The sequence below is a fragment of the Brevibacterium sp. CFH 10365 genome (genome assembly GCF_009299785.1).
GTDB classification, from domain to species: Bacteria; Actinomycetota; Actinomycetes; order Actinomycetales; family Brevibacteriaceae; genus Brevibacterium; species Brevibacterium limosum.
Map to the genome: position 1 here is coordinate 258,294 of NZ_VIGO01000007.1, position 14,265 is coordinate 272,558.

Here is a 14,265-nt window from a genome sequence, read left to right on the forward strand (position 1 = left end):
CCGGTCGCATGGCGTGGTGCCGGTGGGCACCGGATCGGCCGGGTTCTGTCCACAGGGTTGGCGTACGAGTGGATGCAGGCCGAATCAGCCGCGCTGGATTCCTTCGATATTGCGCAGAATACCTGTGGTGCTGCCGTCAGAGGCACGGACCTTGAACCAGGAGCCGTTGTCCTCGAGGCTGAGGTACCAGTCGCCGGGGTAGATCGTGAACACCGGCATTCCGGTGGTCTCGTCCACGGCTTCGCGCGGTTCGGGAACAGCGAACCAGAATGCCTGGATGATGGGGCGCCCACCATCCTGGTTCTGTTCCTGACCATTGTCCTGATCGGCGGTCCGACCGTCGTTCTGCGCACCGTCGGGCCGGTTCTGCCCGGCGTCGGCGGGCACCGGCTGGCTGTCGACGGCCGTCTGCGCCATGGTCTCGTCGTTCGATCGGCCTGCGCCCCCGTCGGTCTCCGGCCGGTTGGCGTAGTCGGCGACGGGAACGTACTGAGTCGGCTCCTCGCTTTCGGCAGCGGTGGTCCGCTCCGCACGGGTGGCCGGCTCCATCACAGCGGTCGCCTGCTCGTCGTCATCCGCAGCCGCCCTGTCGTCGGTCGTGGGCTGGTCGTCGGCTGTGGACTCGTCGCCTGCCACGACCTGTCCGTCTGCCGGAGTGCTGACGACGGTGGCGTCGGTGGAGCGGACGTTCGCATCGTCGTTCGAACCCTGTGCAGCGGATCCATCCGTCGATGGCGAGGAGTCTGATGGCGAAGCGTTCGAACGCGCATCCTCGGGTGCGCCGCCTGCCGACGCCTGATCGACATCGATTGAGCGCTTCGCGTCCGAGTCCGCACCGGTGTTCGCGCCTTCGACGGCGTTCGTGTCCGAGGACTTCGCATTGACCTTGGAGACCAGGTCGCTGCTCTCGGTCGGTGGCACAACCGTCAGAGCTTCGTCTTCCGTCGCCGAGGCGGCCGCGGCTTTGTCCGCAGACGCGTCCTCATCCGCCTCATCGTTCTGCGGAGCCGACGCGGTGCCGGTCGGTTCCGCACCGGTCTCCGACTCGGGAGCGGCATGACGACCACGGCGACGTTCGGAGTCCGAGTGCGCAGCGGCGACACCGGCAGCCCCGGCGCCGATCACTCCGGCACCAGCAGCGGCGGCCGCTGCACCTGACTTGTCGTCGGATTCGGCGGACGGGGCGTCGGATTCAGCCGCTTGGGCATTCGACTCGGCGGGCCGGCCGTCGGCCCGGGTGGGCTGGTCGCCGAGCGCATCAGCTTGGGACCCGCCGGCTCCGACGCCGAATGACTGAGTCGGTTCGCTCTGCGAATGCTGCGGGGCCTCGGAATCGCGACGGCCCAGATAGGTCTGTCCCTCACCGGTGCTGTGCACCGGCCCGTCAGCCGAGGGCTGGTCCGAGGTCTCGGCCTGGGGCACCGGTGAGGCCGCCTCCGCCGAAGTGCCGGCAGCGGCAGGTGCGGCGAAGGAGCTGGCCGAACGCCCGGCTGCCTGCTCCTCCGGCGGAGCGTAGGGGCTGGGCTGACCGAACTGCTCGGCACGCGACTGATCAGCCTGTGCAGGCTGACCCGGCTGTGCGGGCGCGCCGAACTGAGCCGGCTGACCGGACTGTGCCGGTCCACCCGGCTGACCGAAATGGCCGGCATCCGGCTGACCGGGCCCCGACTGACCCGCACCGGCCGAGCCATAGGGCGCGAAGCCGGGTGCACCGGCGCCCGGACCGCCGGCACCGGGCACATTCGCGACGGGTGCCGGATGCGGGGTGTGCTTGGTGACGGGGCGAGCCTTCGGATGGGTTTCGATGTCCTCGCGTCCGGCGAATTCCTTGGCGAAGAACGGCAGCATCGTGAACACTCCGGCGAAGAACGCGATGAGCGCGGCGAAGAACGTCAGGTAGGAGCCCACATGCCAGTAGACCGCCGAGGTGAGCAGGTCGATGAACCCATAGGTGAAGGCGATCGCAGAGAGCACGGAGATGAACTGGTCGAGGCTGAGGGATCCGACCCGCAGTCGGCTGTTGCCGAGCTTGTTGACGAGCACTGCCGCCACGATGAGCAGGATCGTGAGCACCGCGAACACGAGCGCGCCCATGTCCGCGACGTTCCAGTGCCACAGAGTGGTGGTCTCGCGTCCGAAGCCGTAGCTGTAACCGCGGTAAGGCACGAACAGTGCGATGAAGGCGAGCAGACCGGCGAAGAGAAGGAAGAGGTCACGCAGAGTCAGCGGTCCGAGGATTCCCGGCCCGGTCTTCTGCTTCGGTGCAGGTGCCTGCCCGAATTGGCCAGGTGCCGAACCATACGGTCCCGGAGCCGAGCCGAACTGGCCCGGCGCAGACCCGTAGGGGCCGGGCCCCGACCCGTACTGTCCCGGGGCAGACCCGTAGGGCCCCTGTGCTGCGACTGGCTGACCGGGTGCCGAGCCGTAGGGCCCCGGTGCGGAACCATAGGCCGGTCCGGGAGCCGAACCGAACTGCCCCGGTCCCGAGCCGTAGGCCGGGGGCTGCCCACCGGGGTGCTGCGCGTTCTGGCCCGGGTACTGCGGGGGCTGATCCTGCCACGGCTGTGGCCCGGACCCGGTTGGATGCTGCGGCGAACTCATCGCTGACTCCAGTCGATCTCGGGGAAAAGGTAACAGTGTTTCCGTGTCCGCGCGGGACGGATCCCGACAGACTCTGACCCCATCCTTGCAGAACACAGGGCCCCTGTGCACTCATATGCGCATTCTCAGGCACGTCGAGAACCCATCCGGCTCCCGCCGAGGCGGCCCATCGTTGTCGTCAACATCATCGAAATCGTGTGACCTATACCACGACAGATGCGTCATGGCTACCCTCGATCACCCCGTTCATCGATTGAAACTGCTCTCCGCTGCCGGCGATCAGCGGTATACAGTGCAACTAGAATTTTCGATCCACCAAGGAAGTCGGAGGGAAAGCATGACCGAAACCGCTGCCGAGCACACCGAGACGTTTGCCCCACCTGAGCAGTTCGCGGCCGCCGCCAACATCAAGGCTGATGAGTACGAACGCGCCGAAGCCGACTACCTGGGCTTCTGGGCAGAACAGTCCCGTGAGCTCGTCGACTGGCACGAAGACTTCGGCGAAGTCCTCGATTGGACGAACCCGCCGTTCGCCGAATGGTTCGTCGGCGGAAAGCTCAATGTCGCCTATAACTGCCTCGACCGACATGTCCTCGCCGGCAACGGCGACCGGGTGGCCATCAATTTCGAAGGCGAACCGGGCGACTCCCGCGTCTTCACCTATGCCGAACTCCTCGCCGAGGTGTCGAAGGCGGCGAACACGCTGACCGACCTCGGCGTCAAAAGCGGCGACCGGGTCGCCATCTACCTGCCGATGATCCCCGAAGCGGTGATCTCGATGCTCGCCTGCGCCCGCCTCGGCGCGGCACATTCGGTCGTCTTCGGCGGCTTCTCCTCCGACGCCCTGCGCTCGCGCATCATCGACGCCGAAGCCCGCGTGGTCATCACCGCCGACGGCAGCTACCGTCGCGCCAAGCCCACGAGCCTCAAACCGGCCGTCGACGAAGCGCTCACCCAGGGCGGCACCCCGGTCGAGCACGTCCTCGTCGTCAAGCGCACCGGTCAGGACGTCGACTGGGTCGACGGCCGCGACCAGTGGTGGCAGGACTCTGTCGGCCAGGCCAGCGACAAGCACGAATGCGAGTTCTTCGACTCGGAGAACCCGCTGTTCATCCTCTACACCTCCGGCACGACCGGCAAGCCCAAGGGCATCCTCCACACCTCCGGCGGCTACCTCACTCAGGTGCTGTACTCGATGAAGGCCGTCTTCGACATCAAGCCTGAGACGGACGTCTTCTGGTGCACCGCCGACGTCGGCTGGGTCACCGGCCACTCCTATGTCACCTACGGTCCGCTGGCCGCCGGAACAACTCAGATCGTCTACGAAGGCACCCCTGACACCCCGCACCAGGGCCGCTGGTGGGAGATCATCGAGAAGTACAAGGCCACGATCCTCTACGCCGCACCGACGGCGATCCGCACGTTCATGAAGTGGGGCGAGGAGATCCCCGCGAAGTACGACCTGTCCAGTCTGCGCCTGCTCGGCAGCGTCGGCGAACCGATCAACCCCGAGGCCTGGCGCTGGTACCACCGCGTCGTCGGCGGCGAGCGCTGCCCGATCGTCGACACCTGGTGGCAGACCGAGACCGGTGCCCACATGATCGCGCCCATGCCCGGTGTGCTCTCGACCAAGCCCGGTTCCTCTCAGCGTCCGATTCCCGGCATCTCCGTCGACGTCGTCGATGATTCGGGCGAGAACCCGGCCGGCCCCGAAGGCGGACTGCTCGTCATCCGCCGGCCCTGGCCCGCCATGCTGCGCGGAATCTGGAAAGACCCGGAGCGCTTCAAGGAGACCTACTGGTCGCGTTTCGAGGGCACGTACTTCGCCGGTGACGGTGCGCGCCGCGATGAGGACGGGGACATCTGGTTCCTCGGCCGGGTCGACGATGTGATGAATGTGTCCGGCCACCGCCTGTCCACCGCGGAGATCGAATCCTCCCTCGTCGCCCATTCCAAGGTCGCCGAGGCGGCGGTCGTCGGTGCCGCCGACGACACTTCCGGTCAGGCCGTCGTCGCATTCGTCATCGTCTCCAATGGCGTCGAGGACTCTCCCGAGACCGCCGAGGAGCTGCGTCAGCATGTGGGCAAGGACATCGGCCCCATCGCGAAGCCGAAGAAGGTCCACATCGTCACGGATCTGCCCAAGACCCGTTCGGGCAAGATCATGCGCCGCCTGCTCAAGGATGTCGCCGAGAACCGCGAGGTCGGCAATACGACGACTCTCGCCGACTCCTCGGTGATGGACCAGATCGAAAAGTCCGTCTCAGGCGCCTGAACCTCACACCCTGAGGCCGAGCTCGGATGACCCGTCGGTGACAGACGACCCTGCCGCATAGCGGCCGTCGTCCGGATCCGCCGGGTTTTCCCGGTTCTCCGCCGATTCGCCTTTGGCCGCAGGGCGCGTTCAGACTACTCTTAAACTTAGATTGTCCTCGTTCTCGATTTAGGAGCTCTCATGGCCGAACGGTCCATCAGCGAACTGATCAAAGGCATCAGCGACGATTCCAAAGCGATCGCCGAAGAAGAGATTGCCCTGGCCAAGGCCGAAGCCACTGCCGGCGCGAAGAACCTGGGCATCGGAGCAGGACTGGCCGTTGTCGCTCTCTTCCTGCTCTTCCTGTCCTCGTTCATGGTGATCTTCGCCGGTGCTGCCGCATTCCATGAGGGGCTGGGTTGGCCGTGGTGGGGCAGCTTCCTCATCGTCTTCGGCATCCTCGCCGTCATCGCGATCGTCCTCGTTCTTGTCGCCCTCCCCCTGTTCAAGAAGGGCAATCCGGTTCCGGGCACCGCGATCGGTTCAGCCAAATCGCTGGTGGCGTCCATCAAACGCGCGGTGAAGAACCCCTCGGGACCCAGGTACTGACACTTCTCCGATTCTGAGAACCACGGCAGATGCGAAGGCGGCGCCGGACGATATGTCCGGCGCCGCCTTCGTCTCTGCCTCAGACGTCGATGGTTCAGAAGTCGATGGCGATCGGGGCTTTCGTGTCCCAGCCCCCGGCCCAGCCTAGATGCTCGAGAGCGAAATCGAGGATGCCGGCGGTGAAGCCCCACACCTTGAGGACTCCGACGTCGAAGGCCGGAGTTGAGATCTTCAGATCGGGGCGGGCGAATGTCCCGCGATTGGCCGGGGCGACGAGATCGGCGATGGCCACTCGGTAGACGGAGTACGACTCCCGCTGATCCATCACCTGGACTCGGCCCGGCTGACGCCAATAGCCGACCACCGGAGTGACCTCGAACTTCGAGACGGGGATATAGAGCGGGTCCATCTCGCCGAGCACTTCGACGGTGTCCGGGGGGATTCCTGCTTCTTCCTCGGCTTCGCGCAGTGCGGCGGCCGCCATGGAATCGTCTTCGGGGTCACGTCCGCCTCCGGGGAAGGCGACCTGACCGGGGTGATGGCGCAGGGTCGCAGCCCGCTGCAGCAGCACGATGTCGACATCGGCGACACCGAGTTGGGCCAGCCGCGACTTCTCTGCCCGTCCCGCCTCGGTGCGGACTTCTCCCCCACGTCCGAAGAGCATGAGCACGGCGGCGTCACGGACCGTCTCCTCTGCCGATCCCTTCTGCCGGCGCAGCCACATTGGGGAACCGTGCGAAGTGGCGAGGTCTTCGAGCTGACCGCGCAGGGCACCATCGGCGATCGTCGCCGATTCCGGTGGAATGTTCGGGATTCCGGTGCTCACTGTCCGTCCTCGGAGGCGGCCTCCTCGGCGGGGGTGGCCAAGGGTGCCATTTCGAAACGGAGCATGGCGCGGGCCTTGTCCGGGTCGAGTTCGCCGATCCCGAAGGAGGGGCACAGCTCGGTCAGGGGGCAGGCTCCGCAGGCGGGCCTGCGGGAATGACAGATGCGACGACCGTGGAAGATCACCCGATGCGAGAGCATGGTGAGGTCCTTCTTCGGGAACAGGGCCGCGATCTCATGTTCGGCCTTGACCGCGTCGGTCTCCTCGGTCCACCCGAAGCGGCGGGCCAGCCGACCCATATGGGTGTCGACGGTCAGTCCGGGGGTGTCGAAGGCGTTGCCGAGGACGACATTCGCGGTCTTGCGGCCGACTCCAGCGAGCTTGACGAGCTTGTCCAGTGTGTTCGGCACCTCGCCGTCGTACTCGTCGACGAGTTCGTTCGCGAGCTTGACGATGTTGCGGGCCTTCGCACGGTAGAACCCGGTGGAGCGGATGTGCTCCTCGACCTCGATGAGGTTGGCCACGGCCAAGGCGTGCGCGTCGGGGAAGGCCGCGAAGAGGCCCGGGGTGACCGAGTTGACGCGGATGTCGGTGGTCTGGGCGGACAGGACGGTGGCGATGAGCAGCTGGAACGGGGTCTCGAAATCGAGTTCGCACTTCGCGTTCGGATACACCTCGGCGAGGATGCGATGGATCTTCCGTGCCCGGCGGGTCCGACCCAGCGGGGTCTCCTTCGCGAACTTCCGCGCGCTCTTCTCTGCCACAGTCAACACGACTCACCATCCTAATCCGTGCCCCGTCATTCCGCAGTCATGCCGGTCACACCCTCGATTCGGGCTCGCGCGTTCGTTTCGTGTCCGCACGGTCGGATCTGGCGGTCTGCGGGAATGGTGCGGGCGGGAGCCGTGTTGGGCGATGCGGGAGAGGTTTTGATACTGATGGGCCACACTCCCGCGTCTTTGCTGGTATCGATGCAGATGACCAGGTAGATTTATGTGTGATTATTACGACAAGGAGGAACCAGTGGATATTGAAGTGGTGCGGGGCGCGACGCTCTTCGCAGGTCTGGACGATGAAGCCACCAGTGCATTGATGAAGTTCATGAACCCGCGGAGTCTCCGTCGGGGAACCGTGCTCTTCCATGAGGGCGATGCCGGCGATGAGCTCTACATCGTCTCCTCGGGCAAGCTCAAGATCGGTCGTGAGTCCTCCGACGGCCGTGAGAACCTGCTGTCCGTGGTCGGTCCCGGCGAGATCATCGGCGAGCTCAGTCTCTTCGATCCGGGCCCACGCTCGACCTCTGTCACCGCTGTGTCCCAGTCGGAGCTGCTCAGCCTCAAGCACGAGGACCTCACCACCTGGCTCAACGATCGCCCGCAGGCTGCGATGAACCTGCTCAAGGCTCTCGCTCAGCGTCTGCGCCGCACGAACGAGACCGTCGGCGACCTCGTGTTCTCCGATGTGCCCGGCCGTGTCGCCAAGGCTCTGCTCGATCTGGCAGCCCGCTTCTCGAAGCCGGCTCCCGACGGTGTGCTCGTCGCTCACGACCTCACGCAGGAAGAGCTCGCTCAGCTCGTCGGTGCCTCTCGTGAGACCGTGAACAAGGCGCTGGCCGACTTCGCCGCCCGTGGGTTCATCCGCCTCGAGGCTCGCTCCGTCGTCATCCTCGACATGGACCGTATGCGCAACCGCGCCCGCTGATCCTCCCAGCGACCTCCGGCCGCTGTGGCCTCCTGGACGCCGCGATGAGAGGCGCCCCAGCTGATCCGGCTGGGGCGTCTTTCATGCGCGCCTCAAAGTCCTGGTCGCTTACCGGGAGGTGAAGGCCGATGCCGCTCAGGCGTCGTCGGCGCCGGGCAGAGCGTCGAGGTAGGCCAGCTGGGCCTTGACGATCTGTTCGGCCGCCGACCGCACGCTCGGGTCGACGTCGTGGTAGACGATGTCGCACACCTCCGAGGCGGTGCTCACCCCATTCTCCAATGCCGCCTTGACCTGCTCGATGCGTTCGAGTCGGTGGGAGCGGTAGTAGGCGATCACCTCGGCGGGGGCGTCGATGCGCTCACCGTGGGCCGGTTCGATGACTGCGAACTCACCGTCGTCGAGCAGCTCCTTCAACCGGTCGAGGGAGCTCAGGTAGTCGCGCAGGGATCCTTCGGGGTGAGTGACGATCGTCGTCCCCTCCCCCAGGATCGTGTCGCCGCTGTAGAGGGTTCCGGCGTGGATGAGGCTGATGCTGTCGCTCGTGTGGCCTGGGGTGGTGATGACGCGCAGAACGTCGGCCGGGGTGGTGCCGAAGGCGATCTCGTCGCCGTCTGCCACCGGTTCGGTGTGGCGGGCGAAGCGTTCGAGCACGGCGTACACGGGCACCTCGGGTGCCCACTGGTCGATGCTTCCGAGCATCTCGGAATGGTCGGCGTGCTGGTGGGTGAGAACGATCGCTGTCAGGTCACGGTCGGCCACCTCGGCGAGGAAGGCCCGGCGGTGGTCGGCCATCTCCGGGCCGGGATCGATGATGACCGCAGAATTGTCATCCTGGCTCGTGAGCACGTAGGTGTTCGTTCCGGTCAGGGTCATCGGACCCGGATTCTTCGCACGGATTCTCATGAGTCGTCGTTCTCCTCGTCTGTCGTTTCGTCATCGTCGTCACCGCCGAATGTCAGGAAGCCGGGGCTCTGGTCGTTGTCGGTCTCGCCGACGGCGACCGCACGGTCGCGCAGGCTGCCTTTGCTGTGGGGGTCCTTGCCCGTGTGGATGACGACTTTCCAAACGCCGTCGTCGTCGATGATCTCCGGACGCAGCGGGTGGACGTTGCGGATCTGCGCCATGGCAGCACCCACGGTCGGGACCTCGGCGAGGCTTTCGACGATGATGCGGGCGGCCGCGCCGATGCGGTCGGGGTCGCCTCCCACCTCGGCGAGGATCTGCCCGGGGCGTTTCCACCCGGCCGAGGTCTCGTTCGGTGACAGGAAGTCGACTTCCTGCCCGAAGGGCACGGTGGCGATGAAGTACGTGGTGTCGAATCGGTGCAGCTGGGTGGGTGTGTTGATCCAGCGCAGCCACGGTTTGCACAGATCGGGGCGCAGTCGCAGGTCACGGTCGCGTAAGACCTGCGACCAGGACACTTCGTTCGAGAACAGCCTCGAGCGGGTGGTGTGCCAATCCGTCTGCGGTGCGGCGACGATCTCCCGATCGACATCCTCGGCGAGCAGAATGCCGGTCGCGGCGAACGTGATGCGGGCGGCCGCGGAGAAGTGGTGGAGGGCGCGGGATTTGTTCTCGATGTTCAGCGCGCGTGCGCACCGGGCCGAATTCCATCCGGCCAAAGGCATCTTCCGCACATCACCCGGGCGCAGGCTGCTGGTGGGAAATGCCCACCGATTGCGATCCTCGACGCCGCGGGCGTCGAGCTGCCGGGTGATGAAGACTTCCAATCCGTCCGCGGAGTCCCGGATCAGCACGATCGCCGAGGTGGGACGTGGGGCTTCGGGGACGGGCCACCGTCCGTCGGACTGCCAGTGGTCGAGCAGCCACCGCAGTTCCGACGAGACGGGAAGAGTGCGTCCGCTAAGCGGCATCGCCTGAGACCTCGACAATGACCTCGACCTCGACGGGAGTGCCCAGCGGCAGGGTGTTCACGCCGACGGCGCTGCGGGCGTGCTGCCCACGGTCGCCGAAGACCTCACCGAAGAGTTCGGATACGCCGTTGATGACGGCCGGCTGCTGGGTGAAGTCGTCGGCGGAGTTGACGAAGCCGGTGACCTTGACGACACGCACGACATTGTCGAGGTCGCCGATGACTCCGGCAATCGCGGCCAGGGCGTTGAGACCGGCGGTGCGGGCCAGCTGGTAGCCGGTGTCGAGGTCGACGTCCGTGCCCAGGTGTCCGGTGGCGGGCAGCTTGCCGTCGACGACGGGCAGCTGGCCGGAGGTGTAGACATAGTCACCGGTGCGCAGTGCGGGAACGTAGGCACCGGCTGGTGTGGCGATCTCGGGCAGTTCGAGGCCGAGTTCGGCAAGACGCTCAAGGGTCTTCGACATGATTGCTCTTTTCGACGTAGGTGGTCAGGAGGATGACGACGGTGCCGGGATGGTCAGCAGCCGCCTCGGTGCCGGATTCGGGTCATTCCTTCGGACGTTTGAGGTAGGCCACGAGCCCGTTGTTGTCCGGGCCGGGAACGACCTGCACGAGTTCGTATCCGTCCTCACCCCACTGGTCGAGGATCTGCTTCGTCGCATGGACGATGAGCGGCACGGTGACGTATTCCCACTTGGTCATGATTCTCCTCGGTTGAAGGTGCGTCGCCGAGGCTGTCCGGGGTGATCCGGTGTGCCGGGTTCTCCTGATGTGGTCGACGACGCTGGTCCGCTCCCCACACTAGCCCAGACCGGGCAAGCTGGGCACCTGCGTTCCGTGACTGCCGGTCCGCTGGGATTCGGCTTGCGGTGCCGTCGGTCGAGGGGACAGCGAAGGCGGGGAGGCTCTGGTCCTCCCCGCCTTCACCGGCCCGGTGTCCGGTGGGTTCCAGCCGCCGGTCACGAGCGGCATTTCATCGGCTCAGTTGCCGCCGAGGCCCGGGGCCCCACCGCCGCCGTCGCCGTCACCGCCGCCGTTTCCACCGCCACCGCCGTTGCCGCCGTTTCCACCGCCACCGCTGTTGCCGGAGTTGCCGCCGCCACCGCCGCCGTTGCCGCCTCCGCCGCCACCGCCGCCGCCGCCGTTGCCGCCTCCGCCGTTGCCGCCTCCGCCGCCGGTGGAGGAACCGCCGCCACCGCCGGAGCCGCCTCCGGAGAAGTACTTGCTGCTGGGCTTGGGGAAGCCGGTGTTGCCCTTGGTCTCCTTGACCGCCTGGCTCATGTACGACTGCCAGGTCTTACCGGAGATGGTCGCACCGTAGACATGGCCGCGGACGGCGCCCGCGCCATTCGTGCGCCAGTCGCGAGTACCGCCCGGATCACCAGTCCAGACTGCCGTCGACAGCGTCTTCGTGAAGCCGAGCAGCCAAGTGTGACCGACTTCGAAGTTCGTCGTACCGGTCTTCGCACCGGCAGGAACGCCGATCTTCAGCTGACTGGTAGTGCCGCCGTTGAAGGTCTGCGTCAGTGCGTAGGCGACCCCCTTGGCCACTTCCTTGGAGAGTACTCGTTTGCAGCCTTCACCCGGAAGATCAAGCTTCTTGCCGTTGCGATCCTTGATCTCGGTGATCGGCTTCGGCCCGCAGAACTCACCTTCATTTGCGAAGGTCGCAAACGCCGCAGCCATGGCGATCGGGGTGGTCTCCGTCGTACCGAGGATCGAGGAGGGCGAGAGCGCCTGAATGAAGCCGGACTTGTCTTCGTGGTCCAACGTCTCACCGCTGCCGTAGCGGATGCCCAGATCCATCGCAGTGTCCAGGATGTCGCACATGTTCATCTGGTTGCCCATGGCCGCATAACCTGTGTTGACGGATTTCTTCGTCGCCTCGAGTGCGGTCATCGAGCCCCTGCCTTCACCGTCTCCGGCGTTGTTCGGGTCCCAGTCTCCGGCCATGCTCGGGCAGCCGTCGTACTTCCAGGAGCTGGCCGGGAAGTTGCGTTTCGTGGCATTGACGGTGGTGTTGAGGCTCTTGCCTTCCTTCAGCCAGGCCGTCAGCACGAAAGGCTTCCATGTCGAGCCGACCTGGAAACCGCCGCCGCCGTTGTGCTTCTTGTCAACGGTGTAGTTGATCGAGGTCTTCTTGTTCTTGTCCTTCCTCTTGACGTCACCGGCGGTGTATTCGCGGTTCTCCGCCATCGCTATGACTTCGCCCGTGCCGGGTTCGATCGTCACCAGGGCGTGACCGGCACCGGAGGGATCACCGACGGGGACGCGCTTCTTGACCTCTTTGTCGGCGATCTTCTGTATATCGGGGTTGAGGCTGGTCTTGATCGTCAGTCCGCCTCGTTGGAGGAAAGCGAGTCGCTCATCGGCCGTTTCCCCGAAGGTCTCGTCATTCATGATGACGTTCTGGACGTAGTTGCAGAAGAACTCCGCCTGGCTCTTGGCCGCAGTGCAGCCGTTCGGCGTCTCGTGCAGATCGAGATCGAGGTCGGTTTTGACCGCCTTGTCGTATTCCTTCTGCGTGATGTGATCGTACTTGAGCATCTGCCCGAGCACGGTGTTGCGACGCTTGAGGACCTGATCGGGGAACCGCTGGGGGTTGAATGCCGAGGGGTTCTGCACGATTCCGGCGAGCATCGCCGACTGCTGGATGTTGAGATCCTTGGCGTGGATTCCCCAGTACCGGTAGGCGGCAGCTTCGACGCCGTAGACGTTCGGGGAGCCCGAATAGTTGTTGATGTTCATATAGCGGTTGAGGATTTCCTTCTTGTCGTACTTCTTCTCAACCGCGACAGCGAGCTTGGCCTCGCGCAGTTTACGCGCATAACCGGCGGTGCCTTCGGATTCCTTCGCCGCTGCGACGCCTTCTTCGTTCTCCTCGGCGTGCGCGTTCTCTGCCAGCACGTTCTTCACGTACTGCTGCGTCAGCGTCGATCCGCCCTGAGTCGTCGAGGACACCATATTGTGCACCGCTGCACGGGCGATGCCCTCGATGTCGACGCCGCCGTGTTCGAAGTACCGGTAGTCCTCGACGGCGATCGTCGCGTTCTGCATGTCCTGTGAGATCTTGTCCAGCGGCACCTCCTGACGGTTCTGCCAGTAGAACTCCGCGATCTCGGAACCGTCGGAGGCAAGCATCGTCGACTTCTCGCCCAAGTCCTTGATCTCCAAGGTGGCGGGAAGAGAATCGAAGATCTCGACGGCACTGTTCGCACTGGCTGTGGCCACGCCGACTCCGGGGATGGCTAGACCGGCGGCGACGATGCCCGCCACCGCGCTGACGGCCACGAACTGCATGAACGCGCCCATTTTGGTGGGAGGGGCGTTTGACTCAGGAGACACCATGCTGGCCAGTTTAACGAATTCGCCTTGTGCAAATCTTCAGAAACCGCTGAACGGACTAGCCCTTTGCGACGAGTTCCACGACGCTGACCTCCGGTCGGCAGGCGAAACGCACTGGTGAGTACGGTGAGAACCCGAGTCCTGCGGAGATCGCGACGAGGCTCTGCCGGTAGGGGAAAACTCCTCGTGCGCGTGTCCGATCGAGGTCGCAGTTCGTCACCGGTGCACCCCAGAAGGGCACACGGATCTGTCCGCCGTGTGTATGTCCGGCCATGATGAGGTCCGCCCCCGCCGAGGCGAACGCCTCCAAGGTCCGAGAATACGGGGCGTGCGTCACGCCCACCTTGAGACCGGCGTCGGGGTCGAACCGCGGATGCTCGAGGTCGCCCTCGCCTGGGTCTCCCCCACTCCAGCGGGTCCGGTCACGGTCGATATGGGCGTCGCCGAGCCCCGAGAAGTGGATGCGTGTGCCCTTGATCGTCAGGGTCGCCTCGGTGTTGTCGAGGAAGTGCCATCCCTGCCCTCCGGCAGCGGTGCCTGAAGCGCACGCCGGTTCTTCGAATCCGCGGATGAGGGCCTTGACGTCGAGGTCCGGGTCCACCCGATGTTTGACCTCGGAGGGTGAGCGCAGATATTTCGCGGGGTTCTTCGCCTGCGGGGAGAAGAAGTCATTCGATCCGAGGACGAAGACACCGGGGGTGTCGAGCAGACCGGAGAAGACATCGAGGACGCTCGGAACGATGTCGGCCGAGAGAGTGTCGCCGGTGTTGACGACGAGGTCGGGTTCGAGGCGGGTGAGTGCTTTGACCCAGGAGGCACGGTGCTTCTGCCAGGGCGCCAGGTGCAGGTCGGCGACGTGGAGTATCCGGATGGAGTCGGCTCCGACCGGCAGGATCGGCAGGGTGTGGCGGCGGATGGCGAAGAGGTGCGGTTCGATGACCGCGCCCCAGACTCCGGCGGCCGCGGGGACGGCAAGAGCACCGGCGAGGAGTGCGCGCTTCTTCATTCCCCCAACTCTATCCGCTCCCAGAGCTACCTGACGGCGGCTCAGCAACC

At 65.4% G+C, this 14,265-nt stretch carries 12 protein-coding genes; 3 read left to right on the forward strand and 9 right to left on the reverse strand.

Going from position 1 to position 14,265, the window contains the following annotated elements:
• Positions 1–84: 84 nt before the first annotated feature.
• A complete protein-coding gene (locus FHG09_RS15770; RefSeq protein WP_152348584.1) occupies positions 85–2,601 on the reverse strand; it encodes a hypothetical protein in 2,517 nt (838 codons plus the stop codon).
• A gap of 337 nt (positions 2,602–2,938) precedes the next feature.
• On the opposite strand from FHG09_RS15770, the gene acs reads away from it, so the two are divergent.
• Together acs and FHG09_RS15780 are read left to right on the forward strand one after the other, a co-directional pair.
• A complete protein-coding gene (gene acs, locus FHG09_RS15775) occupies positions 2,939–4,876 on the forward strand; it encodes an acetate--CoA ligase (RefSeq protein WP_152348585.1) in 1,938 nt (645 codons plus the stop codon).
• Positions 4,877–5,056: 180 nt separating this feature from the next.
• Positions 5,057–5,464, forward strand: a complete 408-nt coding sequence (locus FHG09_RS15780; RefSeq protein WP_152348586.1) for a phage holin family protein — start codon at positions 5,057–5,059, stop codon at positions 5,462–5,464.
• A 94-nt stretch (positions 5,465–5,558) separates the two neighbouring features.
• Here the strand turns inward: FHG09_RS15780 and FHG09_RS15785 are convergent, their stop codons facing one another.
• Both FHG09_RS15785 and nth read right to left on the reverse strand, forming a co-directional pair.
• Positions 5,559–6,290 (reverse strand): NUDIX hydrolase, encoded by a 732-nt coding sequence (locus FHG09_RS15785; protein ID WP_227492810.1) that lies wholly within the window; start codon positions 6,288–6,290, stop codon positions 5,559–5,561.
• Positions 6,287–7,063 carry an endonuclease III gene (gene nth / locus FHG09_RS15790; protein WP_152348587.1) on the reverse strand — a complete coding sequence of 259 codons (777 nt, stop codon included), beginning with the start codon at positions 7,061–7,063 and terminating at the stop codon, positions 6,287–6,289. Before nth ends, FHG09_RS15785 begins: the two co-directional genes overlap by 4 nt.
• 250 nt (positions 7,064–7,313) lie before the next feature.
• Here nth and FHG09_RS15795 point away from each other — a divergent pair, with 250 nt between their 5' ends.
• Entirely contained in the window at positions 7,314–7,991 is a 678-nt protein-coding gene (locus FHG09_RS15795; protein ID WP_139907185.1) for a Crp/Fnr family transcriptional regulator, read from the forward strand.
• A 135-nt stretch (positions 7,992–8,126) separates the two neighbouring features.
• Here FHG09_RS15795 and FHG09_RS15800 read toward each other — a convergent pair whose 3' ends face one another.
• The 6 genes from FHG09_RS15800 to FHG09_RS15820 form a co-directional block, all read right to left on the reverse strand.
• Positions 8,127–8,894, reverse strand: coding sequence for an MBL fold metallo-hydrolase (locus FHG09_RS15800; protein ID WP_152348588.1), 768 nt, complete (start codon positions 8,892–8,894; stop codon positions 8,127–8,129).
• Positions 8,891–9,865, reverse strand: a complete 975-nt coding sequence (locus FHG09_RS15805) for a hypothetical protein (protein ID WP_152348589.1) — start codon at positions 9,863–9,865, stop codon at positions 8,891–8,893. The genes FHG09_RS15800 and FHG09_RS15805 overlap by 4 nt, the downstream gene beginning before the upstream one ends.
• Positions 9,855–10,328 carry a RidA family protein gene (locus tag FHG09_RS15810; RefSeq protein WP_152348590.1) on the reverse strand — a complete coding sequence of 158 codons (474 nt, stop codon included), beginning with the start codon at positions 10,326–10,328 and terminating at the stop codon, positions 9,855–9,857. The genes FHG09_RS15805 and FHG09_RS15810 overlap by 11 nt, the downstream gene beginning before the upstream one ends.
• Positions 10,329–10,410: 82 nt before the next feature.
• A complete protein-coding gene (locus FHG09_RS19865) occupies positions 10,411–10,566 on the reverse strand; it encodes a hypothetical protein (RefSeq protein WP_009883339.1) in 156 nt (51 codons plus the stop codon).
• A gap of 279 nt (positions 10,567–10,845) precedes the next feature.
• Positions 10,846–13,212 (reverse strand): transglycosylase domain-containing protein, encoded by a 2,367-nt coding sequence (locus FHG09_RS15815; protein WP_152348591.1) that lies wholly within the window; start codon positions 13,210–13,212, stop codon positions 10,846–10,848.
• 55 nt (positions 13,213–13,267) lie between these two features.
• Positions 13,268–14,215, reverse strand: a complete 948-nt coding sequence (locus FHG09_RS15820) for a metallophosphoesterase (protein WP_152348592.1) — start codon at positions 14,213–14,215, stop codon at positions 13,268–13,270.
• Positions 14,216–14,265: the final 50 nt, after the last annotated feature.

Bases quoted from the DNA above. Each gene is read 5' to 3' on its own strand.
- FHG09_RS15800 (WP_152348588.1), bottom strand. From the start codon at position 8,894: ATGAGAATCCGTGCGAAGAATCCGGGTCCGATGACCCTGACCGGAACG.
- FHG09_RS15780 (WP_152348586.1), top strand. From the start codon at position 5,057: ATGGCCGAACGGTCCATCAGCGAACTGATCAAAGGCATCAGCGACGAT.
- FHG09_RS19865 (WP_009883339.1), bottom strand. From the start codon at position 10,566: ATGACCAAGTGGGAATACGTCACCGTGCCGCTCATCGTCCATGCGACG.
- acs (WP_152348585.1), top strand. From the start codon at position 2,939: ATGACCGAAACCGCTGCCGAGCACACCGAGACGTTTGCCCCACCTGAG.
- FHG09_RS15805 (WP_152348589.1), bottom strand. From the start codon at position 9,865: ATGCCGCTTAGCGGACGCACTCTTCCCGTCTCGTCGGAACTGCGGTGG.
- FHG09_RS15810 (WP_152348590.1), bottom strand. From the start codon at position 10,328: ATGTCGAAGACCCTTGAGCGTCTTGCCGAACTCGGCCTCGAACTGCCC.
- FHG09_RS15820 (WP_152348592.1), bottom strand. From the start codon at position 14,215: ATGAAGAAGCGCGCACTCCTCGCCGGTGCTCTTGCCGTCCCCGCGGCC.
- FHG09_RS15815 (WP_152348591.1), bottom strand. From the start codon at position 13,212: ATGGTGTCTCCTGAGTCAAACGCCCCTCCCACCAAAATGGGCGCGTTC.
- FHG09_RS15770 (WP_152348584.1), bottom strand. From the start codon at position 2,601: ATGAGTTCGCCGCAGCATCCAACCGGGTCCGGGCCACAGCCGTGGCAG.